Consider the following 25160-nt stretch of genomic DNA (forward strand, 5'->3'; position numbering starts at 1 on the left):
TTAAACAAACTTCAATTGAGCGGATTTTTAGAACATATAAAAACAAACAAGCCGATTATGAAAATAACCTAAATTGGTTTGGAGAAAAAGAATAAAAACTAATGCCAACACACGTATAAAACAAATAAAAACTTCTAATTTATTTCTAAGAAGAAAGTATCCTCCTTTAAATTTTAAAATAAATCAAGCTCAACCATGAGAAGCATCTACTGCTAACACTCTAAATAAAAAATGCTTATTTTAGTAGGTAACAAAAAGGAAAGTGCGCGTTGGCTTTCTTCCCATTTTTGTTTCGGATATTTGCTGATGCAAGTACATATTTTTCATACACAAAACCTTGGGCTCTCATTATGACCAACCAAAAACCAAATGATAAAATTTTTTAAAAGAATACGTCATACTATGCTGAAGGAAAATAAATTCAGCAAATACCTAATTTATGCCATTGGCGAAATTATTCTTGTGGTTATTGGTATTTTAATTGCGTTAGCCATAAACAATTGGAACACACAAAAAGATAACCGGATAAAGGAAAAAGTAGCCTTGTCCGAAATATTTCAAGGTCTTAAATCTGACCAACAACAGCTCATTGAAATTAATACCCAAGAACGCGAAGTAATAAGATTTATAGATTCCTTGAATTTAGAATTTAAACATAGAGGCCATTTTTCAACCGATAGCCTACAAGTCTATCTAGGTAAAGCATTAGTTGGCCAACGGCCCAAATTTGTTACAACACCTTATGAGGTTTTAATATCCAGTGGAATTGGATTAATACAGGATAAAGATATCCGGTACGGCATTGCCAAATATTATGGTAGAAGTGTTCCTGATTTAGAAACTGATGGTAACGACTTGTTTCAAGAATGGTATGATGCATTATTACCCATCATACAGAAAAAAGCTGATTATTGGGTATTAGGTGAAATTCTTGTTCCTTATGCTTTGGATTCCATTTTCGATAATGACGAATTGTTTCGCGTATTAAAAACCAATCGTGACAATCACTATCAAATGGAATTAAACTCTAAAAAAATGCTTCTTGAAAATGAAACATTACTAAAAAAAATTAAACCCAAAATACAAAAATAACGAAAGCGCAACACAAGCATAAAACAAATAAAAATCAGGTCACCACATCCCCTATTCATTACAATCTCCACTTAAATAATGTGGGTACTGCTATACATTCCTACAAATAGCATTAATTGTAATTCCTTTTTCTTATTTTTAAAGAAATGAACGGGTTGTAACAACCCCTTATTCCATATAAAATTATTTCACTATGAAAACTATTAAAACCGCTGTGCTCATCCTATTGGTTTGTGTAGCTAGCATGCAAGCACAGGCCCAAACCATTATCACGAACAAATCTGAAGTGAATTTTAAAATTACTGGTGGTGGAATTTTTAATGTAAAAGGCACGTTTACTGGTATGAAAGGTGATTTTAACTTTGATAAATCCAATTTAAACAATGCCAATTTTGACATTTGTGTGGATGCTAAATCCATTGATACAGACAATAATAAACGTGATACTCATTTGCGTTCTGCCGATTTTTTTGAAGTAGACACCTATCCAACTATCTGTTATAAGTCTACTTCCGTTATAAAAACAGATTCTGGCTACGCCACTACAGGCGCACTAACCATTCATGGTGTTACCAAACAAGTAACAATTCCTTTTACCTTTATAAACAACACCTTTCAAGGTGCTCTTGAAATTAACCGTTTTGATTATAATATTGGTGAAGATTTTGGAACCTTCCGGGTGGGAACCACGGCAAGTGTTCAGATAACATGCCAAGTAAAGTAAATGCTTCATTTTTACTTCTTTGTTAAAATTTGAACTATTTTAGCATTTTAAACCCCAATTATGAAATTATCTTACCTAACATTTACCTTATTATTACTTTTCGTTTACCCAAAAAACACATCAGCACAAAGCTATAATTCGTTTTATGGCAGTGTTGTAAACAACGTTTCGGCCGCAAACATTTTAGCAGATTTAACAACCTTTGAAGGTTTTGGTATTAAAGAATTAGGCTCTACCCCATTAAACAACACTAAAAATTGGCTCGTAGATCGTTATCAAAATTTAGGTTATACCGCTATTGAGGAGCAAGCATTTTCAGTTTCAGGAAATACAACTTATAATGTAATTGTTACTAAAACAGGAAGTCTATATCCCAATACTTATGTTATAATTGATGCACATTACGATACTATTAATGGTCCTGGAACGAATGATAATGGCTCTGGAACTGTTTTACTATTAGAAATGGCGCGACTTTTTGCCAATGTAGATACCGAATATTCTATAAAATTTATTCACTTCAGTGGCGAAGAACTAGGTCTATTAGGCAGTAATTATTATGTTAACAATACAGTTAACCCTGAAAATTTAGATATTAAATTAGTGCTTAATATTGACCAAGTTGGCGGTACAAATGGCGCTAGTAATTCGACAATTGTTTGCGAAGAAGACCGAAGTAATCCGTCAGGAAACAATGCGGCTTCCTCTGCTGTAACGCAAACTTTGGCTACCTGCATAGAACTCTACTCGACTTTAAATACGGAAATTTCTTATGCCTATGGTTCCGATTATGTGCCTTTTGAAAACAACGGCGAAATAATAACGGGTTTATATGAAAAAAATGAAACACCGTACTCACATACAGCCAATGATTTACTAGCAAATATGGATCCCAATTATCTGTTTCAAGTTACAAAAGGTGCTCTTGGCGCGGCTTTAGAATTTGCAGTTTCTACCAATCCATTAAGTATGGAAACACATATTATAAATGGTGATATTAGCGTATTCCCAAACCCAACATCTGGAAATTTAAATATTCAACTAACAAATGCTTTAGGCAAAAATACGACTCTAACAATCTATAATATGATTGGAAAAAGCGTTTTTGCTACCCAATTCCATACCAGTAATAAGGTTGTAGATTTATCACATTTAGCTCGTGGTTTATATTTAGCCGTTATTGAAAATGGTTCTCAAAAAACAACCAAAAAAATTATTCTTAACTAAGCATACATTAATCACGAATTAAAGGCATCGTACTGCAGCGCAACAAGCCTTCCTGCTTTGCTATTTCGGCATAAGGAACTTCTTCAACGGTTATACCATTGCTGCGTAACCATGTGTTTAAGCGAGTAAAATTCTTTTCGGAGATCACGACATCTTCTGAAATAGAAAATACATTACTATTCATATTATACATTTCATCTCGCGTAATATGAAATAGGTTTTCTTTTCCAAATAAATCTACCAAATACATATAATCGCTTTCCTCACGGAAACCACTTTTATAAATAATGCCTTTATTTTTTCCAACCGGTTGAAAGCAGCAATCCAAATGAAGTGCGTTATCACGAGGTTCTATTTTAGATTTCACCAAATCGAATTCCTTAACAATTTTATTCGGAAATAAATCCTTTATATATTGAACACCTGCCATATTGGTTCTGGCCGTGATATAGTTTTTATAATCACTCCCCTTATAGGTTCCAACAAAAATATAATCATTCCAAAGCATTACATCACCACCTTCAATATGAACATCTTCAGGCGGGCGAACTACTTTTTTCGGGTCTATCTGATCAATAATATATTGAACAGCTTCCAACTCCTCTTCACGATTAGGTAGTATATTAGCTTTTACAAATACATCATCAATAACAAAGGCTATATCGCGTGTAAAAATCTGATTGCAGTCTTCTATTAGTTCTGGTCTGTAAACTTTAACATTATACTTCTCAAAAACATCAGCCACGGCTTGCATTTCTTTAACCATATCCGCTTCTATAGGGTAGGTTCCTGCTTTTATGTGCTCCAATGATTTTGGATCATAAGCTTCATCTTCAGTTGGTGTTGGACCATTACTAATGGCTGTACCTAATACAACGGCACGTAATCTAGATGTTTCGTTTTTAACGTTTAATTTTAGCATAGCATAAATATAAAAAAGCTTCATTAATAAAAATGAAGCTTTTGTATGGTATATAAAATATTATCTTTTATCAATAGTCTTAAATGGTCTTAAGGTTTCGCCTACATAAATCTGACGTGGACGACCAATTGGCTCATTATTCAAACGCATTTCTTTCCATTGCGAAATCCATCCTGGTAAACGACCTAAAGCAAACATTACTGTAAACATATCGGTTGGAATACCCATAGCTCTATAAATAATTCCCGAGTAGAAATCGACATTTGGATATAACTTACGATCTACAAAATACGGATCTTGTAGCGCTTCTTGCTCCAATGCTTTTGCAATATTTAGAATAGGATCTTCAACCCCTAAATCGCTTAAAATTTCGTCTGCTGCTTTTTTAATGATTTTAGCTCGTGGATCGAAATTCTTATAAACACGATGTCCGAAACCCATTAATCTGAATGGATCTTCTTTATCTTTAGCTTTCGCCATGTATTTTGCTGTGTCTCCACCATCGGCATTAATAGCTTCAAGCATTTCCAATACTGCTTGATTAGCACCACCATGAAGAGGTCCCCAAAGTGCCGAAATACCCGTAGAAAGAGATGCAAATAATCCAACATGAGATGAACCTGCAATTCTTACGGTTGAAGTGGAACAGTTTTGCTCATGATCGGCATGAAGAATCAACAACTTATCCAACGCATTAATTACAACAGGATTAAATTTATATTCTTCATTAGGTTGCTTAAACATCATTTTTAAGATGTTTTCAACATAGCCTAAATTTTTGTCGCCATAGTCTAATGGTAGGCCATTTTTCTTTCTAAACGTCCACGCTACTAATACCGGGAATTTACCCAATATTTTTACAATAGCCTTGTACATATCCTCTTCGGAATTCACATTTACAGAAGATGGGTTGAAAGCCGTTAACGCACTAGTTAACGATGCAATAACACCCATTGGATGTGCTGATTTTGGAAATGCATCTACTATTTTGCGGACATCTTCATCTACAACAGATTGTGCTTTGATATCCGTATGGAATTTATCTAACTGGGTTTGCGTTGGTAATTCACCAAAAATTAATAAGTAAGCAACCTCTAAAAAATCAGCTTTTTCAGCTAGCTCTTCAATAGAATAACCACGGTACCTTAAAATTCCTTTTTCACCATCTAAAAACGTAATTGCGCTTTCGCAAGAACCTGTGTTTTTATAGCCTGGATCTAAAGTTACAACGCCATTGGTTGCACTTCTTAAATTTTTAATATCGATTCCAACTTCATTTTCTGTTCCTTTAATTAAAGGAAATTCGTGCTTCTCGCCATTAATTTCTAAAGTAGCTGTGTTTGCCATATATCTATTTAATTATTATAATGTTTATTTGAATTCTTTCGGGATTACGAAAATACGAAATATCTCCCTATTTTTAAAGTCAATTAACAAGGTTTTATCAATAAAGATATTGGCAAAACTGATGCAAAAAAATAGCGATTATTAGGCTTTTAACAATCGCTATTTAAAATATTATGTTTTATAAAGTTTATTGACCTCTACCTTTTAACTTTAAAGGCTTTGTCTTTTGGAAAGTAAGCCGTATCGCCCAATTCTTCTTCTATACGTAATAATTGGTTGTATTTTGCCATACGATCACTACGAGATGCCGAACCTGTTTTAATTTGTCCACAATTTAAAGCTACTGCTAAATCCGCAATGGTATAATCTTCTGTTTCACCTGAACGGTGAGACATAACAGATGTATAGCCAGCATTATGTGCCATATTTACGGCTGCAATGGTTTCTGTTAGCGTCCCAATTTGGTTGACTTTAATTAGAATGGAATTTGCGATTTGGGAATCAATTCCTTTAGATAAACGCTCCACATTAGTTACAAACAAATCATCGCCCACTAATTGTACGTTATCACCAATTAATTCGGTTAAATATTTCCAACCGTCCCAATCGTTTTCATCCATAGCATCTTCTACAGAGATAATCGGATATTTACGACATAATTCTGCGATATAATCAGCTTGTTCTTTGCTGGTTCTCACTTGACCTTTGGTGCCTTCAAATTTTGTGTAATCGTAATTTCCGTTCACATAAAATTCGGCAGCAGCACAATCCAAAGCAATCATTACATCATCGCCTAGTTTATAACCTGCGTTATCTACTGCTTTTTTAATGGTATCCAAAGCATCCTCGGTTCCGCCTTCCAGATTAGGAGCAAAACCACCTTCATCACCAACGGCTGTACTTAATCCACGATCATGTAACACCTTTTTAAGGTGATGGAAAATTTCGGTTCCCATTTGCATGGCATGACTGAAATTTTTTGCTTTAACGGGCATTACCATAAATTCTTGGAATGCAATAGGAGCATCACTATGAGAACCGCCATTAATGATATTCATCATTGGTACGGGAAGTGTATTGGCTGATACACCACCTACATAACGGTATAATGGTAAACCCAACTCATTGGCAGCGGCTTTTGCGGCAGCCAGAGAAACACCCAAAATAGCATTGGCTCCCAATTTTGATTTATTGGGTGTACCATCTAATTCCATCATGACTTGGTCTATCGTATTTTGTTCAAATACAGATGTACCTAGTAATTCTTGCGCAATAATGGTATTGACATTTTTAATAGCTTTAGTCACACCTTTTCCCATGTAAGCGGTTCCACCATCGCGTAATTCAACAGCTTCATGTTCGCCAGTGGAAGCACCGGAAGGGACAGCTGCGCGCCCTAAAAAACCGTTTTCTGTAGTAACATCTACTTCTATAGTTGGATTACCACGTGAATCTAAAATTTGTCTGGCGTGAATGTCTATAATTATGCTCATAAGATTAATTTTAAGTTTACTATTTAGCAGTTTACATTTATGGTTTACTTTGATACACGGAAACTGCCAATTTATACTATTATATTTATAATAAATAAACCTCAAAGAATTAGATAGTTCCTTGAGGTTTTAGGATTATGCGTTTTTGATGTTTTCAATAAATTGGTCGAATAGATAGGAGGCATCATGCGGTCCAGGACTTGCTTCTGGATGATACTGCACTGAAAAACAATTTTTAGTTTTCATTTTAATACCGGCAACCGTATTATCATTTAAATGTACATGGGTAATTTCAATGTCTGGATGCTGTTCTGTTTCTTCTCTATTAATTGCAAAACCATGATTTTGCGATGTGATTTCACCTTTTGTGGTAATTAAATTTTTAACTGGATGATTTATTCCACGATGACCATTATGCATTTTATAGGTTGAAATTCCATTAGCCAATGCAATAACTTGATGCCCTAAACAAATACCAAATAATGGTAAATTACGCTTTATAATTTCTTTAGCTAAAGTTTGTGCATCCACAAGTGGTTCAGGATCACCAGGACCATTGGATAGGAAATAGCCATGTGGTTGAAAGGCTTCTAAATCTTCAAATTTAGCATTGAAAGGAAATACTTTTATATAAGCATCTCGTTTGGCTAGATTTCTTAAGATATTCTTTTTTATCCCAATGTCTAAAGCGGCTATTCTATACGATGCATTTTCATCACCATAGAAATAGGGTTCTTTGGTAGATACTTTAGACGCTAACTCAAGGCCATCCATATTTGGAACATCTGCCAATTGTTTTTTTAAAGCCTCAATATTTTCAACATCTGTAGAAATAAGAGCATTCATAGCACCATTATCTCTTATATAGCTAACAAGTGCACGTGTGTCCACATCTGAAATAGCTAATACATTATGTTTTTCAAAAAATTGTTCTAAACTTCCTTCTGCGGAAGGTCTTGAATAATTGTAGCTAAAATTTTTACAAATAAGTCCCGATATTTTAACGGATTCAGATTCCATTTCGTCTGCATGGGTTCCATAGTTACCAATATGCGCATTGGTGGCAACCATTAACTGTCCAAAATAAGATGGATCTGTAAAAATTTCTTGATAACCGGTTGTTCCTGTATTGAAACACACTTCGCCAAAAGCAGTTCCTTTTTTACCGATAGATTTTCCGTGAAAGATTGTTCCGTCTGCTAATAGAACTATAGCTTTTTCTCTTTTATTATATTTCATTTCTAAAAAAAGGTTTTGCAAAATTGCATAAAAAAAAGGATAAACTAAAATGTTTAACCTTTTTTAAGTTTCAAAAATTTAAAAAAATTTAAAGTGTTTTATTATAGCGCAACATTTGTAAGAAATCCTGTTCGTCTTTTATTGACAACTCATGCTCCTCGACATACTTTTTCATTTGATTTCCATTGTCTTTAAACAGCATTTTAAATGTTTTATTATTAAGCTTAATCTCATTTAATTTATCGTTCTGAAATAAATAAAAATCATTATACACAAAGTACTTATCATAACTTATCCGTTCTTTAGTCATTTTGCTAAAGCTTCCTTTTATAATTTTTCCATTAATCCTTTTTAAAATTGCATATTCAGAATTTTGGTCTAGAACAAAAAAATATTTCATCTTATCATTTTCATCTTTAAGTTTTATAGCTTTAGTATTATTTATTAAAGCAAAAACGATATCCTTATCATTAAACTCATAAAATCTTCCCTCCGCAAGTTTTACGACTAATTTATCACTCATACTATTATAGTTACCGTTATCGAACTTATAATATTTATCATCAACCGTATGAATAAGAAGCGTATTCCCTTCCCCTTCAAAACCAAGGGGAGATCCTTCTACGTAATCCGGCGAGTTTGGATTGTTGCTCATTTGACTTAAGGCATCATTTATATATGTGTTAGTTCCCAAAAACTCTTGTGGTGGAGATAGCTGCTTTGGCATTAACTGCGGACTTGCCCCAATTGCATAACTTTCTTCTGAAATTTGAGAGAAGCCTAAACTAGTAACGGATAACAATAATAATATGAAACGGTTTTTCATTTTAAAAGGATGTTATAATTAGTTAATTAAGATAATAAAATAAATCATAATTTACAAACCATCAGACAACTAACATATTATACCTTACAATAGCTTAAATCAATTTTAAAATAGGGCAAAAAATAAGGGATAATCCATAGTTGGTTATCCCTTTTTGTTCTATAAACGTTTATTAAAGCGTTGTATAGTAATTAAATATTTTAACGAAATCTGACTCATCTTTTATATTTAAGTTGCTTTCTTTTATATACTTTTTCATCTGCGACTCTTTATCAGAGAACAATTCAGAGATAAGTTTTTTCTTCAGTTTAAGTTCTTCTAATTCCTCGCCATTCTTGATATATAAATCTTCAACCAAGTAATATCTGTCATTTGATGTACGGGCTTGAGTCATTTTGTTTACTCCACCTGGCTTAATTTTTGCAACCCTCTTTTTTAGAATATAAATACTGTCGTGAGAAGCTAATACTTCATAATAACGAGCTCTTTCTTTTTCGCCACTAAAGCGTTTCATTTTTTTGTTATTTAAAAGCGCAAAATCAATAGTTAACGTATTCATTACATAAATAGAATCCTTATTTAATACAGAAACAAACTGATCACTTTGAGCATTATAATTACCGTTTGGAATATTAAATTTCGTACCATCTTTAGCTACTAAAATTAATTTATTATTGCCTTCTTCAAACGCCAAAGGTGTACCATCTACAGAATATCTATTTACATTCGGAAGCCATGAACCTCTTGAATTTAAGGCTTCCATGGATTGACCTAGAGTATTACTTTGAGTTCCTTGTAAATTTGATAACCCACCATTCGATCCTTGCGCGAATGACATTAATGTTGAAAGTGCTATAACAGCTAGTAAAAAACAGTTTTTCATAAATATTTTTTTTATTAATAGAAACAAAAATAGGATAAATTTTTACAATTTATCCTATTAGCGCACTGCGTTAACATAAATTAACGTTTATTCCTCTTCTTCGTTTGAAGCTTTTGTTTCTGTAGCAGGTGCAGCTGCTGGTTTAGAACCACCTCTTCTACTTCTACGTGTTGTTTTCTTAGTTGCTTTATCAGCATTGTAGATTTCGTTATAATCAACTAACTCTATCATAGCCATATCAGCGTTATCTCCTAAACGATTACCTAATTTGATAATACGTGTATAACCACCTGGACGATCAGCAATTTTTGGTGCTACATCTCTGAATAATTCAGCAACTGCTTCTTTTTGTCTCAATCTAGCCATAACAATACGTCTGTTGTGAGTCGTATCTTCTTTAGATTTTGTAATCATTGGCTCAACAAATTGCTTTAAGGCTTTTGCTTTAGCAACTGTTGTGTTAATACGCTTATGTTCAATTAATGAACAAGCCATATTAGCTAACATTGACTTTCTGTGTGCAGTTTTTCTGCTTAAGTGGTTTACTTTTTTTCCGTGTCTCATGACATTTGTTTTATCATCTTGCTACTAAACTCGACATCGAGGAGCAAAATATGATTAATTAATCTTTATCTAATTTGTATTTTGATAAGTCCATTCCGAAATTAAGTCCTTTAACGTTTACAAGCTCTTCTAGCTCTGTTAAAGATTTTTTACCGAAGTTACGGAACTTCATTAAATCGTTTTTGTTGAATGATACCAAGTCGCCTAAAGTATCAACTTCAGCAGCTTTTAAACAGTTTAATGCACGTACTGACAAGTCCATATCAACCAATTTGGTTTTCAATAATTGTCTCATATGAAGTGATTCTTCATCATATGTTTCAGTCTGTGCAATTTCATCAGCTTCTAATGTAATACGCTCATCGGAGAATAACATGAAGTGGTGAATAAGTGTTTTAGCAGCTTCAGTTAACGCATCTTGTGGGCTAATTGAACCATCAGTAATGATTTCGAAAACTAATTTTTCGTAATCTGTTTTTTGCTCTACACGGAAATTTTCAATGCTATATTTAACATTTTTGATTGGTGTGTAAATAGAGTCAGTAAAAATAGTACCTATTGGCGCAGAAGCTTTTTTATTTTCTTCAGCAGGAACATAACCTCTACCTTTTTCTATGGTGATTTCCATATTGATATTTACTTTAGGATCTAAATTACAGATTACTAATTCTGAATTTAATACTTGGAATCCTGAAATAAATTTTTGAAAATCTCCAGCTTTAATTTGATCTTGACCAGAAATAGAAATAGAAACAGATTCGTTATCTACATCTTCAATTTGTCTCTTAAAACGTACTTGCTTTAAGTTTAAAATGATTTCTGTAACATCTTCAACCACACCAGCAATTGTTGAGAATTCATGGTCTACACCTTCAATTCTAACGGATGTAATTGCAAATCCTTCTAAAGAAGATAATAATACTCTTCTTAAAGCGTTTCCTACTGTTAAACCATATCCTGGCTCTAAAGGTCTGAACTCGAATTTACCTTCGAAATCAGTAGAGTCAATCATGATTACTTTATCGGGTTTCTGGAAATTAAATACTGCCATATTTGTCTTCGTTTTAATTGTTATTTAGTTGCGCGATTTAAAAGTATGAAGAAGACTAATAAATCCTTTGGCTAAATAGCAATATATTAGGTTATTATTTAGAATAAAGTTCTACGATGAATTGCTCGTTGATATTTTCAGGAATTTGAAGTCTAGCAGGAACAGATACATAGGTACCTTCTGATGTAGAGTTATTCCAAGTAATCCATTCGTAAACGTTACTTGAATTCGCTAAAGAGTTAGTAATAGCTTCAAGTGATTTTGATTTTTCTCTAACGGCAACAACATCTCCAGCTTTAAGTTGGTAAGATGGAATGTTTACTAAATTACCATTTACAGTAATATGTCTGTGCGATACTAATTGTCTAGCACCACTTCTAGAAGGAGAAATTCCCATTCTAAAAACAACGTTATCTAAACGTGACTCACATAATTGTAACAACACCTCACCGGTAATTCCAGGAGCAGCTGTTGCTTTTTTAAACATATTTCTGAATTGTTTTTCTAAAATACCGTAGGTATATTTAGCTTTTTGCTTCTCCATTAATTGGATTGCATATTCAGATTTCTTACCACGACGCTTGTTTGCACCATGTTGACCTGGAGGGTAGTTTCTTTTTTCAAAAGATTTATCTTCTCCATAAATAGCTTCGCCAAATTTACGTGCTATTTTAGTTTTAGGACCAGTATATCTTGCCATTTTAAAAATTTGTTATGAGAGTGATTATGAATTAAGGTCTTAATCTTATCCTTCGATAACCGTTAATCTCTCGTTGATACTTGTTTATAATTTATTTTTTTCAGTTTGCAAATTTACATATAAATATTGACATCAACTATAAAAATATAGTTGATGTCAAATTTAAGTTATATATAAATTATACACGTCTTCTTTTTGGAGGACGACATCCATTATGTGGTAATGGTGTAACATCAATAATTTCTGTTACTTCAATACCTGCATTGTGGATAGATCGGATAGCAGATTCTCTACCATTACCTGGACCTTTAACATACACTTTTACTTTCTTTAAGCCCGCTTCTGTTGCTACAGCTGCAGCATCTTCAGCAGCTAATTGCGCTGCATAAGGTGTGTTTTTTTTAGATCCACGGAATCCCATTTTACCTGCTGATGACCATGAAATTACATCGCCTTTTTTGTTGGTAAGGGAAACAATGATATTGTTAAATGAAGCCGTTATGTGTGCTTCACCAACAGCGTCTACTATTACTTTACGTTTTTTTGTACTTGACTTTGCCATATGATTATAGTTTCTAGTTGTTAGTTTTTAGTTGTTAGAATCCTAAACATTGCTATTTCAAACAGATTCATCTAACGGCTAAACTCTAATGACTAATGTCTATTTATTATTTAGTTGCCATTTTTTTGTTAGCAACAGTTTTTCTTCTACCTTTTCTAGTTCTAGAGTTGTTCTTAGTACGTTGACCACGTAATGGAAGTCCAGATCTATGACGAATACCTCTGTAACATCCAATATCCATTAATCGCTTAATGTTTAATTGTGTTTCAGAACGTAATTCACCTTCAATAGTGAACGATCCAACAGATTCACGAATGTTTCCAATTTCGTCGTCCGTCCAATCTTGAACTTTAGTACTTTCTTCAACTTTAGCTTGTGCTAAAATTTCTTTTGCTCTACTTCTACCTATTCCATAGATATACGTAAGCGAGATAACACCTCTTTTGTTTTTTGGTATGTCTACACCTGCAATTCTTGCCATAATTATCCTTGTCTTTGTTTGAATCTAGGATTCTTTTTGTTAATCACGTAAAGTCTACCCTTTCTGCGGACGATTTTACAGTCTGCACTTCTCTTTTTAACTGATGCTCTTACTTTCATCTGTTCCTTTTTATTAGTATCTATAAGTTATTCGAGCCTTCGTTAAATCGTAAGGACTCATTTCTAATTTCACTTTATCCCCTGGTAACAACTTAATGTAATGCATACGCATTTTACCAGAAATATGTGCTGTCACAATGTGACCGTTTTCTAATTCAACACGAAACATAGCATTTGATAATGCTTCTATAATTGTTCCGTCTTGTTCAATTGCTGCCTGTTTTGCCATGGTATAATTATTGAGCTACTGCTTTTCTATTTTTACCTGTTTTCATCAAGCCATCATAATGTCTGTTTAACAAGTATGAATTTACTTGTTGCATTGTATCAATAGCCACACCCACCATAATTAAAAGTGAGGTTCCACCGAAAAACAATGCCCATCCAGATTGTACACTCATAAGTTTAACGATAATCGCCGGGAACACAGCAATAAGTGCTAAAAAGATAGAGCCAGGTAAGGTTATTTGCGACATAACTTTATCTAAATATTCAGATGTTTCTGTTCCTGGACGGATGCCTGGAATAAAACCACCACTACGCTTTAAGTCATCTGCCATTTTATTGGTAGGTACTGTAATTGCCGTATAAAAATATGTAAATACTATAATTAATAATGCAAATACTAAATTATACCAGAAACCAAATATGTCTGCAAAGTTAGTTGCCATCCATTGTCCAGTTGCCGTATCTTTCAAGAAGGATGATCCACCAATTAAACTTGGTACGAACATAATAGCTTGTGCAAATATAATTGGCATAACTCCTGAAGCATTAAGCTTTAAAGGAATATACTGTCTAGATCCAAATACGTTTTTCTCATAACCACCAGAGGCCGTTCTTCTTGCGTATTGCACCGCAATTTTTCTAACTCCCATGACCAGCATGATTGAAGCCAAAATAATTAGCAACCAGATTACCAATTCAAAAAGAATTAGCATAACACTGTTTGATTCTAATCTTGAAGATGCGTTTAGCAAAAAGTTTTTAGGTAATGTAGCAATAATACCCACCATAATTAATAATGAAATACCATTACCAATTCCTTTATCCGTAATTTTTTCACCTAACCACATCGCGAAGATACAACCAGTTACTAAAATGATAACAGATGAGAAATAAAACAAACCGCCTTGACCTAATAAGAATGCCGATGGTGGAATTCCTAAAGCTGGTAAACTTGCTAAATATCCTGGAGCTTGAACTAAACAAATAGCAATGGTTAACCATCGTGTTATTTGATTAATTTTCTTTTGTCCACTAGCACCTTCTTTTTGTAATTTTTGCAAATACGGAATAGCAATTCCCATTAACTGAACTACAATAGAAGCCGAGATATAAGGCATAATACCCAATGCAAAAACAGAAGCATTTGCAAACGCACCTCCTGTAAAAGCATTTAATAAACCTAATAAACCGTCTTCAGTACTACCTTGTAAACCTTCTAATTGCGCCGCATCAATACCAGGTAATACAACCTGTGCACCAAAACGATAAACTAATAAAAGACCTAATGTAACAATAATTCTGTTTCTTAATTCTTCTATTTTCCAAACATTTTTTAATGTCTCAATAAATTTCATGCGCTTAAATTAGATTATAAAGTTACTACTTCACCTCCTGCAGCTTCTATAGCAGCTTTTGCTGAAGCGGTAAACTTATGTGCAGATACTTTTAATTTTGCTTTTAATTCTCCACGTCCCATAATCTTAACAAGATCATTCTTGTTAATTAGACCAAGAGTCATTAGAGTTTCAAAATCTACTGTATCTTTAATTTTCTTATCGTCAACCAATTGTTGAAGCGTATCTAGGTTTACACCTTGATGCTCTATGCGATTGATATTCGTAAAGCCAAACTTAGGAACACGTCTTTGAAGTGGCATTTGACCACCTTCAAAACCTATTTTTTTAGAATAACCAGAACGAGATTTTGCTCCTTTGTGACCACGAGTTGCCGTACCACCTTTTCCAGAACCTTGTCCTCTACCTATTCTTTTACCTTGACTTTTAACTGAACCTTCTGCAGGTTTTAAATTACTTAAATCCATTTTTCAGTATTTTATTTTGTTTCTTCAACAGAAACTAAATGTGAAACTTTAGCTACCATACCAAGGATATTTGGTGAGGCTTCGTGCTCTACAACTTGACCAATTTTTTTAAGACCAAGAGCTTCTAAAGTTCTTTTTTGTCTTAATGTACGATTGATTGCGCTTTTAACTTTTGTTACTTTTATCTTTGCCATCGTTCTTATCCTTTAAATACTTTTTCAAGAGAAATACCTCTATCACGAGCAATTGTTTTAGCGTCTCTTAATTGCAATAATGCATCAAAAGTTGCTTTTACAACGTTATGTGGGTTAGATGAACCTTGAGATTTTGATAATACATCATGAACTCCTACTGCTTCCAAAACTGTTCTCACAGCTCCACCAGCAATAACTCCTGTACCAGGAGCCGCAGGAATAATGTTTACTCTTGCTCCACCATATTTACCTTTTTGTTCGTGTGGTAACGTTCCTTTTACAATAGGAATACGCACTAAATTTTTCTTAGCATCTTCAATTGCTTTTGCAATTGCACTAGCCACATCTTTAGATTTACCTAATCCTTGACCAACGACACCTGCTTCATTTCCAACAACAACAATTGCTGAAAATCCGAATGCTCTACCACCTTTAGTTACTTTTGTAACTCTCTGTACTCCAACTAAACGATCTTTAAGATCTAATCCACTTGGTTTTACTAGCTCTGCGCTTTTGTATTTTTGATACATAATTTCTTAAAATTTAAGTCCTGCTTCTCTAGCACCTTCTGCTAATGATTTTACTCTTCCATGATATAAATATCCACCTCTATCAAAAGAAATAGTATCTACACCCGCTTTAAGGGCTTTTTCAGCAACAGATTTTCCTACTAATGTAGCAACCTCTGCTTTTGTACCTTTTGCAGAACTAATGTCCTTATCTCTTGAAGATGCTGCACTGATAGTTTTACCAGTCACGTCATCTACAACTTGTGCATAAATTTCTTTATTGCTTCTGAAAACAGATAATCTTGGTCTAGCTTCTGTACCAGAAACTACCTTACGAACTCTGCTTTTTATTCTTAATCGTCTTTCGTTCTTTGTTAATGCCATAACTTACTTATTAAGCTGATTTACCTGCTTTTCTTCTTAATTCTTCGCCAACAAACTTCACACCTTTTCCTTTATAAGGCTCAGGTGGTCTAAAGCCGCGAATTTTAGCAGCTACTTGACCAACAAGTTGTTTATCATGAGAAGTTAATTTAATGATTGGATTTTTACCTTTATCTGAAATAGTTTCAACACTTACTTCTGGAGCAATGTCTAATACTATGTTATGAGAAAAACCTAAAGCTAAATCAAGTTTCTGACCTTGATTACTTGCTCTATATCCAACACCTACTAACTCTAAATTTTTTGTCCATCCAATAGATACACCTTCAACCATATTATTGATAAGTGATCTATAAAGACCATGTTTTGCTTTTTCGTTTTTCTTATCAGAAGAACGCTCAACTATAACATTTCCTTCTTCAACTTTAATTGTTACATCAGAAAATTCTTGTGATAATTCACCTAATTTTCCTTTAACTGTAACCACGTTATTGTTGATTTCAACTGTAACTCCTGCTGGAATTACTACTGGGTTATTACCTATTCTTGACATGTTCTATAGTCTTTTTTAATTAGTAAACGTAACAAAGTACTTCACCTCCTACATTATCTCTTTGTGCTTGTTTGCCTGTCATTACACCATGTGATGTAGAAACAATGGCAATACCAAGACCATTAAGAATTCTAGGAAGCTCTTTTGAACTTGCGTACTTACGTAAACCTGGTTTACTTATTCTTTGAATCTTCTTAATTACAGGTTCTTTAGTTTCCTTGTTGTATTTAAGGGCTATTTTAATAGTTCCTTGTACAGCTGAATCTTCAAACTTGTAACTTAAAATATATCCTTGATCGAATAATATTTTAGTGATTTCTTTCTTTAAATTAGAAGCAGGTATTTCTACTACTCTGTGGTTTGCACTCACAGCATTTCTAATTCGTGTTAAATAATCCGCGATTGGATCTGTAGTCATAATTATAAATTTGCGGTAACGGTTTTCAATCTTTTTTAGGATTAAACCTGAAACCAATTAATATTTTTTACCAACTTGCTTTTCTAACACCAGGTATTAAACCTTGGTTAGCCATTTCTCTAAACATTACACGAGAAATACCAAATGTTCTCATATAACCTTTAGGTCTTCCTGTAAGCTTACAACGGTTATGTTGACGCACAGGCGAGGCATTTTTTGGTAACCTTTGTAGTGCTTCATAATCGCCAGCTTCTTTTAAAGCTTTGCGCTTTTCAGCATATTTAGCTACTGTTTTTGCTCTCTTTACCTCACGGGCTTTCATTGATTCTTTAGCCATATCTTAATTTTTTTGAAAAGGTAATCCTAATTCGGTTAATAGTGATTTTGCTTCTTTATCAGTATCCGCATTGGTTACAAAAGTAATATCCATACCTGAAATTTTATTCACTTTATCAATGTCAATTTCTGGAAAGATAATTTGTTCTGTAATTCCTAAATTGTAGTTTCCTCTACCGTCAAAACCGGTTGCTTTAACACCATTAAAATCTCTTACTCGTGGTAAAGCTGAAGTTACTAAACGATCTAAAAATTCGTACATTTTCTCACCACGTAAAGTTACTTTAGCACCAATTGGCATTCCTTTACGTAATTTAAATGATGCAACATCCTTTTTAGAGATGGTTGCTATTGCACGTTGTCCTGTTATAGTCGTTAATTCTTCCACTGCGTGGTCAATTAACTTTTTGTCTGCAACTGCTGCACCTACACCTTTAGATAATACTATCTTTTGTAGTTTAGGCACTTGCATAACATTGTTATAACCAAATTCATCCTTAAGAGCAGCAATTATTCTGCTGTTGTACTCTTCTTTAAGTCTCGGTGTATATCCCATAACTATATTACTTCATTTGATTTTTTAGAAAATCTCACTTTTTTGTCGCCTTCCATTCTATATCCTACACGTGTCTCTTCACCTTTAGCGGTTAATAAAGACAAGTTAGAAATATGAATAGCTGCTTCTTTTTCAACGATTCCTCCTTGAGGACTTTGTGCACTTGGTTTCATATGTTTTTTCACCATGTTCACACCCTCAACAATCGCCTTGTTCTTATCTATTAATACCTTTAGCACTTTACCTTCAGATCCTTTATGGTCTCCAGCATTAACTTTTACGGTATCTCCTGATTTAATTTTAAGCTTTGTCATTTTATTTTTCATTAAAGCACTTCAGGTGCTAATGATACAATTTTCATGAATTGTTTATCACGAAGTTCTCTAGCAACAGGACCAAATACACGTGTTCCTCTCATTTCACCCGTTGGGTTTAATAAAACACATGCGTTATCATCAAATCTAATATAAGATCCGTCTGGTCTTCTTACTTCTTTCTTAGTACGTACGACAACTGCAGTAGAAACAGCACCTTTTTTAATGCTTCCATTAGGTGTTGCATCTTTAACGGAAACAACTATTTTGTCTCCTACAGAAGCGTATCTTCTTTTAGTACCACCTAGTACACGAATGGTTAAAACCTCTTTCGCTCCGGTGTTATCAGCTACTTTTAATCTTGATTCAGTCTGTAACATAATTACTTCGCTCTTTCAATTATTTCAACTAATCTCCAACATTTAGATTTACTCATAGGTCGTGTTTCCATGATCTTTACAGTATCTCCAACGTTACAATCGTTCGTTTCATCGTGTGCAACATATTTCTTTGTTTTCAACACGAATTTTCCATACATAGGATGTTTTACTTTCTTAACTTCAGCTACCACAATAGATTTCTGCATCTTATTACTAGTAACAATTCCTACACGTTCTTTTCTTAAATTTCTTGTTTCCATCTTTCTGCAGAATTATTGTAATTCTCTTTTGGTTAATTCTGTCGCAATTCTTGCTACGGTTCTTCTTGCAGAACGCAACTGAATTGGATTTTCTAGAGGCGAAATTGCATGAGCCATTTTCATTTCTGAATAACTCTTTGTTGTCTCACCAAGTTTCTCTTGTAACTCGGCTACAGATAATTCTTTAATTTCTGATTGTTTCATAGTATCAAATAAATTATGCTTCGTAATCTCTAGCGATTATAAATTTAGTTTTAACTGGCAATTTCTGTGCTGCCAATCGTAATGCTTCCTTTGCAACGTCTAGTGGTACACCACCTACTTCAAAAAGTACGCGACCTGGCTTAACTACTGCTACCCAATATTCCACGGCACCTTTACCTTTACCCATACGTACTTCAAGAGGTTTCTTTGTAATAGGCTTGTCTGGAAAAATTTTAATCCAGATAGATCCTTCTCTCTTCATGAAACGTGTAGCGGCAATACGTGCTGCTTCAATTTGACGTGCTGTAACAAAGCTTGTGTCCATTGATTTTATACCAAAGGTTCCGCTAGATAGTAAATGCCCTCTTCCGGCATTACCTTTCATACGTCCTTTTTGTTGCTTACGAAATTTTGTTCTTTTAGGCTGTAACATTCTTTCTTTTCTTTAAACGATTACTTTCTACGACGAGGTTTTGAATCTCTGTTTCCACCACGTCCACCTTTTCCTTGCTTTTTAGATAATCCAACAAGCGGAGAAAGTTCTCTTTTACCATATACTTCACCTTTCATGATCCATACTTTAACACCTAATCTACCATAAGTAGTGTGTGCTTCAACTAAAGCATAGTCAATATCGGCTCTAAAGGTTGATAAAGGAATACGTCCTTCTTTGTAGTGTTCGCTACGTGCCATTTCAGCTCCGTTTAAACGTCCACTAATTTGAATTTTGATTCCTTCAGCATTCATTCTCATAGTTGCAGCAATGGCCATCTTAATCGCACGTCTGTATGAGATACGATTTTCAATTTGACGAGCCACACTAGATGCAACTAAAAACGCATCAAGTTCCGGTCTTTTAATTTCAAATATATTTATTTGAACTTCTTTACCAGTAATCTTTTTAAGCTCTTCTTTTAACTTGTCTACCTCTTGACCGCCTTTACCAATAATGATACCAGGACGAGCCGTTGTGATAGTAACGGTTACAAGTTTAAGCGTACGCTCAATAATTACTCGTGAAACACTAGCTTTAGATAGACGTGCATGAACGTACTTTCTGATCTTATCGTCTTCGGCAAGTTTATCACCATAATCGTTTCCTCCGTACCAGTTAGATTCCCATCCTCTGATAATTCCTAAACGATTTCCGATTGGATTTGTTTTTTGTCCCATATCTATTTAAGCTTGTGTGTTATTGTTAGCTCCAACTACGATTGTTACGTGGTTTGAACGTTTTCTAATTCTGTGTGCACGACCTTGTGGTGCTGGACGCAATCTCTTTAACATTGAGCCACCATCTACACGGATCTCCTTAACAAATAATTCAGCATCTTCAATACTTGCATCTTCGTTCTTCGCTTGCCAGTTTGCAATGGCAGACAATAACAAAGTCTCTAAACGACCTGATGCTTCTTTTGAGCTAAATTTTAAAATATTAAGCGCTTTTTCTACGCGTTCACCTCTTACTAAATCGGCTACTAAACGCATTTTTCTCGGTGATGTAGGACAGTTATTAAGCTTTGCAAAAGCGATGTGCTTTTTACTTTCCTTAATAGCGTCTGCCATTTGTTTTTTACGACTTCCCATAGCTTACTACTTTTTACCTTTATTTTTAGCACCTGCATGACCTCTAAAAGATCGTGTTGGTGAAAATTCTCCTAATTTGTGCCCTACCATGTTTTCAGTTACATAAACAGGAACAAACTGACGTCCGTTATGTACTGCAATTGTTTGACCAACAAAATCTGGTGTAATCATTGAGGCTCTAGACCACGTTTTGATTACCGTTTTTTTGTTACCCTCCACATTGGAAGCCACTTTCTTCTCTAATTTATAATGAACGTAAGGTCCTTTTTTTAATGATCTTGACATGTCTTATTTCTTTCTACGTTCTACAATATATTTATTACTCGCTTTTGTTTTAGAACGGGTTCTATAACCTTTAGCAGGTATACCATTTCTAGAACGTGGATGACCACCTGAAGATTTACCTTCACCACCACCCATTGGGTGATCGACTGGGTTCATCACCACTGGTCTTGTACGAGGTCTTCTTCCTAACCATCTTGATCTACCAGCTTTACCTGATACTAACAATTGATGATCTGAATTAGATACAACACCTATTGTAGCCATACATGTAATTAACACTAAACGTGTTTCACCTGATGGTAATTTTATAGATGCAAATTTATCACCTCTAGCCATTAACTGTGCAAATGTTCCAGCACTTCTAGCCATAACAGCTCCTTGACCTGGACGTAATTCTACACAAGAAATAATAGTTCCTAATGGAATTTGAGATAGTGGCATAGCATTACCAACTTCTGGAGCTACATTGCTGTCTCCGGAAACGATAGTCTGACCTACTTGTAAACCATTTTGAGCAATGATATACGCTTTCTCTCCATCTTGATAGTTTAACAACGCAATAAACGCTGTTCTGTTTGGATCATACTCGATAGACTTAACTTCAGCTGGGATTCCAGTTTTGTTACGTTTAAAATCGATAATACGATACCTTTTCTTATGACCACCACCTATGTAGCGCATAGTCATTTTTCCGCGACTGTTTCTACCACCAGACCTTTTTTTCGGAGCTAATAAACTTTTCTCCGGCTTATCAGTAGTAATGGCGTCGTAACCATTTACTACTCTAAATCGCTGTCCTGGTGTGATTGGTTTTAATTTTCTTACTGACATTTTTTGTTGTCTTTAATTACATGTTACTGTATAAATCAATCATTTCACCTTCCGCCAGTTGTACAATTGCCTTTTTAACAGCATTTGTTTTACCATGTTGAATACCAGTTTTTGTAAACTTAGTACTTCTATCTGGACGGACATTAATAGTACGAACTTTTTCAACAGAAACGCCATAAGCAGCTTCCACCGCTTTTTTGATTTCTACCTTGTTCGCCTTGGTATTCACCGCGAAAGTATAGCAGTTTCTTAACTCGCTATTAGCAGTCGCTTTTTCTGTGATTATAGGTTTAATTAAGATGTTCATCTGTTTCTTATTTACTTAAATTCGTTACAATTCCTTCTAAAGAACTCTCTAAAAGCACTACTTGATTTGCATTTAAAATCTTGTAAGTACTTATTTCCGAGCTAGTTATAACTTCAGAACCTTTTAAATTGCGTGACGACAAATATACATTATTATTTGAAGCACCCAACACAAAGAGAGATTTTTTATTGACTAGGTCTAAAGCTTTTAAAACTGCTGTGAAGTTTTTTGTTTTTGGAGACTCAAAATTAAAGTCCTCTAAAACTACAATTGATTTCTCGTTTGCTTTAATTGATAAAGCAGATTTACGAGCTAATCGTTTCACATTTTTGTTTAACTTAAAGCTATAGTTTCTAGGTCTAGGTCCGAACATACGTCCACCACCTTTAAAAAGACCAGATTTTATACTACCAGCACGGGCTGTACCTGTTCCTTTTTGTTTCTTTATTTTACGTGTACTACCAGAAATTTCTGCACGTTCTTTTGCTTTATGAGTCCCTTGTCTTTGGTTTGCTAAATATTGTTTAACATCCAAATAAACCGCATGATTATTAGGCTCAATAGCAAACACATCTTTAGACAAGTCAACTTGTCTTCCTGTGTCTTTTCCGTTTAAATCTAAAACTGCTACTTTCATTATTTTCTAATAATTACATAAGCGTTTTTATGTCCAGGAACACATCCTTTAACAACTAGTAGGTTCTTTTCAGCAACTACTTTTAAAACTCTTAAATTTTCAACTTTTACTTGATCAGTTCCCATTCTTCCTGCCATCTTCATTCCTTTAAATACTCTTGCAGGATATGAAGCCGCACCAATAGAACCAGGAGCTCTTAAACGGTTGTGTTGACCGTGAGTAGCTTGACCCACACCAGCAAAACCATGACGTTTAACAACACCTTGAAATCCTTTACCTTTAGATGTCCCAGAAATATCTACGAACTCTCCTTCAGCAAAATGCTCAACTGTTATTGCATCACCTAATTTGTACTCCTTATCAAAACCTTTAAATTCAACGATCTTGCGTTTTACAGAAGTTCCTGCTTTTTTAGCGTGACCTAGGTCCGCTTTAGTAGCGCTTTTTTCTGTCGCGTCATCGAAACCAAGTTGTACAGCACTATAACCGTCAACTTCTTCAGTTCTGACTTGGGTAACGATACATGGTCCAGCTTCGATTACTGTACATGGAATGTTTTTTCCATTTTCATCGAAGATGCTGGTCATACCGATTTTTTTTCCAATTAACCCAGACATAATTTTTCTTTATTATATTATGGACAACTCGCGATTTGTCCTGCTTGTTTGTTTATGGATGATTCGCGACTCACCCGTAAAATATTCAAGGCTGAAAAATACGTTTCAGCCTTGAATTGTATTTTTCCGTTTTTCCCTAACCAATCGTTAAGGACATGTAAGCTTATAACTAAACTTTGATCTCTACTTCTACACCACTTGGTAACTCTAGCTTCATTAGAGCATCAATTGTTTTTGAAGAAGACGAGTAAATATCAAGTAAACGCTTGTAAGAGCTTAATTGAAATTGTTCTCTTGACTTCTTGTTAACGTGTGGAGAACGCAATACAGTGAAAATTTTCTTGTGTGTTGGTAATGGAATTGGTCCCGTTACAACTGCACCTGTACTTTTTACTGTTTTTACAATCTTTTCAGCAGACTTGTCTACTAAATTGTGATCGTAAGACTTTAATTTTATTCTAATTTTTTGACTCATTTTCTTAAGATTTACGATTCAATACCTTTAGCAGCTTTTATAACCTCTTCTGAAATATTAGAAGGTGTTTCAGCATAGTGTGAAAATTCCATTGTTGATGTTGCACGTCCTGATGACAATGTTCTTAATGTGGTAACATATCCAAACATTTCAGATAAAGGAACAGTGGCTTTAATAGTTTTTGCACCTGCTCTATCACCCATATCACTCATTTGTCCACGACGACGGTTTAAATCTCCTACAATATCACCCATGTTTTCTTCTGGTGTAATCACCTCCAATTTCATGATTGGCTCCATTATAACAGCTTTAGCTGCTTTTGCACAATTTTTAAATCCTAATTTAGCTGCTAATTCGAATGATAATTGATCCGAATCCACATCATGGTAAGATCCATCCTTCAATGTCACTTTCATAGAATCGATTTCATATCCAGCTAAAGGACCATTTACCATAGCCATTTTGAATCCTTTTTCAATAGAAGGGATAAATTCTTTAGGAACGTTACCACCTTTAATAATAGATTCAAACTGAAGACCTACGACACCTTCATCTGCTGGTTCCACCGTAAATACGATATCAGCAAATTTACCACGACCACCAGATTGTTTTTTGTAAACTTCTCTATGGTCTGCTGCAGCTGTAATAGCTTCTTTATATTCTACTTGAGGCTCACCTTGATTCACCTCTACTTTAAACTCACGACGTAAACGATCTACAATAATATCTAAGTGAAGTTCACCCATTCCTGATATAATAGTTTGCCCTGAATTCTCGTCTGTTCTAGCTGTAAAGGTTGGATCCTCTTCAGCTAATTTAGCTAAAGCCATACCCATTTTATCAACATCTGCTTTCGTTTTTGGCTCCACAGCAATACCAATTACTGGATCTGGGAAGTCCATAGATTCTAAAACAATTGGATGTTTCTCATCAGACATGGTATCACCAGTCTTAATATCTTTAAATCCTACTGCCGCTCCAATATCACCTGCTTCAATAAAATCGATAGCATTTTGCTTATTGGCGTGCATTT

General features: G+C 34.4%; 38 protein-coding genes and 1 pseudogene. 3 read left to right on the plus strand and 36 right to left on the minus strand.

Annotation, left to right across the window (positions count from 1 at the left end):
• Positions 1–402: 402 nt before the first annotated feature.
• The 3 genes from ACN0QX_RS12275 (at position 403) to ACN0QX_RS12285 (ending at position 3043) form a co-directional block, all read left to right on the plus strand.
• The gene (locus ACN0QX_RS12275) at positions 403–1092 is read left to right on the plus strand and encodes a DUF6090 family protein (protein ID WP_417197340.1); all 690 of its coding nucleotides are present in this window, start codon (positions 403–405) and stop codon (positions 1090–1092) included.
• 193 nt (positions 1093–1285) lie between these two features.
• Positions 1286–1816, plus strand: a complete 531-nt coding sequence (locus tag ACN0QX_RS12280) for a YceI family protein (RefSeq protein ID WP_417197342.1) — start codon at positions 1286–1288, stop codon at positions 1814–1816.
• A gap of 60 nt (positions 1817–1876) precedes the next feature.
• Positions 1877–3043, plus strand: a complete 1167-nt coding sequence (locus ACN0QX_RS12285; RefSeq protein WP_417197344.1) for a M28 family peptidase — start codon at positions 1877–1879, stop codon at positions 3041–3043.
• A gap of 7 nt (positions 3044–3050) precedes the next feature.
• On the opposite strand, the gene ACN0QX_RS12290 is transcribed toward ACN0QX_RS12285, so the two are convergent.
• The 36 genes and pseudogenes from ACN0QX_RS12290 to fusA all read right to left on the minus strand — a co-directional run.
• Positions 3051–3965 carry a dimethylarginine dimethylaminohydrolase family protein gene (locus ACN0QX_RS12290; protein ID WP_248398078.1) on the minus strand — a complete coding sequence of 305 codons (915 nt, stop codon included), beginning with the start codon at positions 3963–3965 and terminating at the stop codon, positions 3051–3053.
• Positions 3966–4025: 60 nt separating this feature from the next.
• Positions 4026–5312 (minus strand): citrate synthase, encoded by a 1287-nt coding sequence (locus ACN0QX_RS12295; RefSeq protein ID WP_417197346.1) that lies wholly within the window; start codon positions 5310–5312, stop codon positions 4026–4028.
• Positions 5313–5509: 197 nt separating this feature from the next.
• A complete protein-coding gene (gene eno, locus ACN0QX_RS12300; RefSeq protein WP_417197348.1) occupies positions 5510–6805 on the minus strand; it encodes a phosphopyruvate hydratase in 1296 nt (431 codons plus the stop codon).
• Between the two features lie 135 nt (positions 6806–6940).
• Positions 6941–8044 (minus strand): glutamine-hydrolyzing carbamoyl-phosphate synthase small subunit, encoded by a 1104-nt coding sequence (gene carA, locus ACN0QX_RS12305; RefSeq protein WP_417197350.1) that lies wholly within the window; start codon positions 8042–8044, stop codon positions 6941–6943.
• A gap of 88 nt (positions 8045–8132) precedes the next feature.
• Positions 8133–8870: a hypothetical protein gene (locus tag ACN0QX_RS12310; RefSeq protein WP_417197352.1), complete on the minus strand. Its 738-nt coding sequence runs from the start codon at positions 8868–8870 to the stop codon at positions 8133–8135.
• Between the two features lie 172 nt (positions 8871–9042).
• Positions 9043–9753, minus strand: a complete 711-nt coding sequence (locus ACN0QX_RS12315) for a hypothetical protein (RefSeq protein WP_417197354.1) — start codon at positions 9751–9753, stop codon at positions 9043–9045.
• Positions 9754–9840: 87 nt separating this feature from the next.
• A complete protein-coding gene (gene rplQ / locus ACN0QX_RS12320) occupies positions 9841–10317 on the minus strand; it encodes a 50S ribosomal protein L17 (RefSeq protein WP_417197356.1) in 477 nt (158 codons plus the stop codon).
• A gap of 58 nt (positions 10318–10375) precedes the next feature.
• Complete coding sequence (locus tag ACN0QX_RS12325) at positions 10376–11368, minus strand: DNA-directed RNA polymerase subunit alpha (RefSeq protein ID WP_092209896.1); 993 nt, start codon at positions 11366–11368, stop codon at positions 10376–10378.
• Positions 11369–11462: 94 nt separating this feature from the next.
• Entirely contained in the window at positions 11463–12068 is a 606-nt protein-coding gene (gene rpsD, locus ACN0QX_RS12330) for a 30S ribosomal protein S4 (RefSeq protein WP_376862003.1), read from the minus strand.
• Positions 12069–12246: 178 nt separating this feature from the next.
• A complete protein-coding gene (gene rpsK, locus ACN0QX_RS12335) occupies positions 12247–12630 on the minus strand; it encodes a 30S ribosomal protein S11 (protein ID WP_066252543.1) in 384 nt (127 codons plus the stop codon).
• 106 nt (positions 12631–12736) lie between these two features.
• Positions 12737–13111, minus strand: coding sequence for a 30S ribosomal protein S13 (gene rpsM / locus ACN0QX_RS12340; RefSeq protein WP_066252542.1), 375 nt, complete (start codon positions 13109–13111; stop codon positions 12737–12739).
• Between the two features lie 2 nt (positions 13112–13113).
• Positions 13114–13230 carry a type B 50S ribosomal protein L36 gene (gene ykgO / locus ACN0QX_RS12345; protein ID WP_013305171.1) on the minus strand — a complete coding sequence of 39 codons (117 nt, stop codon included), beginning with the start codon at positions 13228–13230 and terminating at the stop codon, positions 13114–13116.
• Positions 13231–13243: 13 nt separating this feature from the next.
• The gene (gene infA, locus ACN0QX_RS12350) at positions 13244–13459 is read right to left on the minus strand and encodes a translation initiation factor IF-1 (RefSeq protein ID WP_007094967.1); all 216 of its coding nucleotides are present in this window, start codon (positions 13457–13459) and stop codon (positions 13244–13246) included.
• Between the two features lie 7 nt (positions 13460–13466).
• The gene (secY, locus tag ACN0QX_RS12355; protein WP_248398064.1) at positions 13467–14813 is read right to left on the minus strand and encodes a preprotein translocase subunit SecY; all 1347 of its coding nucleotides are present in this window, start codon (positions 14811–14813) and stop codon (positions 13467–13469) included.
• Between the two features lie 14 nt (positions 14814–14827).
• On the minus strand, positions 14828–15280 hold the full coding sequence (gene rplO, locus ACN0QX_RS12360) for a 50S ribosomal protein L15 (protein WP_248398063.1): 453 nt from the start codon (positions 15278–15280) through the stop codon (positions 14828–14830).
• A gap of 11 nt (positions 15281–15291) precedes the next feature.
• On the minus strand, positions 15292–15474 hold the full coding sequence (gene rpmD / locus ACN0QX_RS12365; protein ID WP_066252537.1) for a 50S ribosomal protein L30: 183 nt from the start codon (positions 15472–15474) through the stop codon (positions 15292–15294).
• A gap of 5 nt (positions 15475–15479) precedes the next feature.
• Positions 15480–16004 (minus strand): 30S ribosomal protein S5, encoded by a 525-nt coding sequence (gene rpsE / locus ACN0QX_RS12370; RefSeq protein ID WP_248398061.1) that lies wholly within the window; start codon positions 16002–16004, stop codon positions 15480–15482.
• A gap of 6 nt (positions 16005–16010) precedes the next feature.
• On the minus strand, positions 16011–16367 hold the full coding sequence (gene rplR / locus ACN0QX_RS12375) for a 50S ribosomal protein L18 (RefSeq protein ID WP_248398059.1): 357 nt from the start codon (positions 16365–16367) through the stop codon (positions 16011–16013).
• A gap of 10 nt (positions 16368–16377) precedes the next feature.
• The gene (rplF, locus tag ACN0QX_RS12380) at positions 16378–16920 is read right to left on the minus strand and encodes a 50S ribosomal protein L6 (protein WP_417197362.1); all 543 of its coding nucleotides are present in this window, start codon (positions 16918–16920) and stop codon (positions 16378–16380) included.
• A gap of 19 nt (positions 16921–16939) precedes the next feature.
• Complete coding sequence (rpsH, locus tag ACN0QX_RS12385) at positions 16940–17338, minus strand: 30S ribosomal protein S8 (RefSeq protein ID WP_066252528.1); 399 nt, start codon at positions 17336–17338, stop codon at positions 16940–16942.
• A 67-nt stretch (positions 17339–17405) separates the two neighbouring features.
• Positions 17406–17675, minus strand: coding sequence for a 30S ribosomal protein S14 (rpsN, locus tag ACN0QX_RS12390; RefSeq protein ID WP_248398054.1), 270 nt, complete (start codon positions 17673–17675; stop codon positions 17406–17408).
• Between the two features lie 3 nt (positions 17676–17678).
• Positions 17679–18230, minus strand: coding sequence for a 50S ribosomal protein L5 (gene rplE / locus ACN0QX_RS12395; RefSeq protein ID WP_248398052.1), 552 nt, complete (start codon positions 18228–18230; stop codon positions 17679–17681).
• 2 nt (positions 18231–18232) lie between these two features.
• Complete coding sequence (gene rplX / locus ACN0QX_RS12400; protein WP_066252580.1) at positions 18233–18544, minus strand: 50S ribosomal protein L24; 312 nt, start codon at positions 18542–18544, stop codon at positions 18233–18235.
• Between the two features lie 11 nt (positions 18545–18555).
• A complete protein-coding gene (rplN, locus tag ACN0QX_RS12405) occupies positions 18556–18924 on the minus strand; it encodes a 50S ribosomal protein L14 (protein ID WP_066252521.1) in 369 nt (122 codons plus the stop codon).
• A gap of 2 nt (positions 18925–18926) precedes the next feature.
• Complete coding sequence (rpsQ, locus tag ACN0QX_RS12410) at positions 18927–19184, minus strand: 30S ribosomal protein S17 (RefSeq protein ID WP_248398050.1); 258 nt, start codon at positions 19182–19184, stop codon at positions 18927–18929.
• A 12-nt stretch (positions 19185–19196) separates the two neighbouring features.
• Positions 19197–19388, minus strand: a complete 192-nt coding sequence (gene rpmC, locus ACN0QX_RS12415) for a 50S ribosomal protein L29 (RefSeq protein ID WP_066252517.1) — start codon at positions 19386–19388, stop codon at positions 19197–19199.
• A gap of 13 nt (positions 19389–19401) precedes the next feature.
• Entirely contained in the window at positions 19402–19821 is a 420-nt protein-coding gene (gene rplP, locus ACN0QX_RS12420; RefSeq protein ID WP_066252514.1) for a 50S ribosomal protein L16, read from the minus strand.
• A 20-nt stretch (positions 19822–19841) separates the two neighbouring features.
• Complete coding sequence (gene rpsC / locus ACN0QX_RS12425) at positions 19842–20561, minus strand: 30S ribosomal protein S3 (RefSeq protein ID WP_066252512.1); 720 nt, start codon at positions 20559–20561, stop codon at positions 19842–19844.
• A 6-nt stretch (positions 20562–20567) separates the two neighbouring features.
• Positions 20568–20975 (minus strand): 50S ribosomal protein L22, encoded by a 408-nt coding sequence (gene rplV / locus ACN0QX_RS12430; RefSeq protein WP_417197366.1) that lies wholly within the window; start codon positions 20973–20975, stop codon positions 20568–20570.
• 6 nt (positions 20976–20981) lie between these two features.
• A complete protein-coding gene (gene rpsS / locus ACN0QX_RS12435; RefSeq protein WP_092209853.1) occupies positions 20982–21260 on the minus strand; it encodes a 30S ribosomal protein S19 in 279 nt (92 codons plus the stop codon).
• A 3-nt stretch (positions 21261–21263) separates the two neighbouring features.
• A complete protein-coding gene (rplB, locus tag ACN0QX_RS12440; RefSeq protein ID WP_248398045.1) occupies positions 21264–22091 on the minus strand; it encodes a 50S ribosomal protein L2 in 828 nt (275 codons plus the stop codon).
• 16 nt (positions 22092–22107) lie between these two features.
• Positions 22108–22398: a 50S ribosomal protein L23 gene (rplW, locus tag ACN0QX_RS12445; protein ID WP_066252504.1), complete on the minus strand. Its 291-nt coding sequence runs from the start codon at positions 22396–22398 to the stop codon at positions 22108–22110.
• Between the two features lie 7 nt (positions 22399–22405).
• Positions 22406–23035, minus strand: coding sequence for a 50S ribosomal protein L4 (gene rplD / locus ACN0QX_RS12450; RefSeq protein ID WP_248398042.1), 630 nt, complete (start codon positions 23033–23035; stop codon positions 22406–22408).
• Complete coding sequence (rplC, locus tag ACN0QX_RS12455; RefSeq protein ID WP_066252500.1) at positions 23035–23652, minus strand: 50S ribosomal protein L3; 618 nt, start codon at positions 23650–23652, stop codon at positions 23035–23037. Before rplC ends, rplD begins: the two co-directional genes overlap by 1 nt.
• Before the next feature lie 169 nt (positions 23653–23821).
• Positions 23822–24127 carry a 30S ribosomal protein S10 gene (gene rpsJ, locus ACN0QX_RS12460; RefSeq protein ID WP_010181931.1) on the minus strand — a complete coding sequence of 102 codons (306 nt, stop codon included), beginning with the start codon at positions 24125–24127 and terminating at the stop codon, positions 23822–23824.
• An 11-nt stretch (positions 24128–24138) separates the two neighbouring features.
• Positions 24139–25160 (minus strand): annotated as a pseudogene (fusA, locus tag ACN0QX_RS12465) (elongation factor G); the annotation flags it as partial.

It is taken from the genome of Bizionia sp. (genome assembly GCF_048259285.1).
Lineage (GTDB): Bacteria > Bacteroidota > Bacteroidia > Flavobacteriales > Flavobacteriaceae > Algorimicrobium > Algorimicrobium hallyeonense.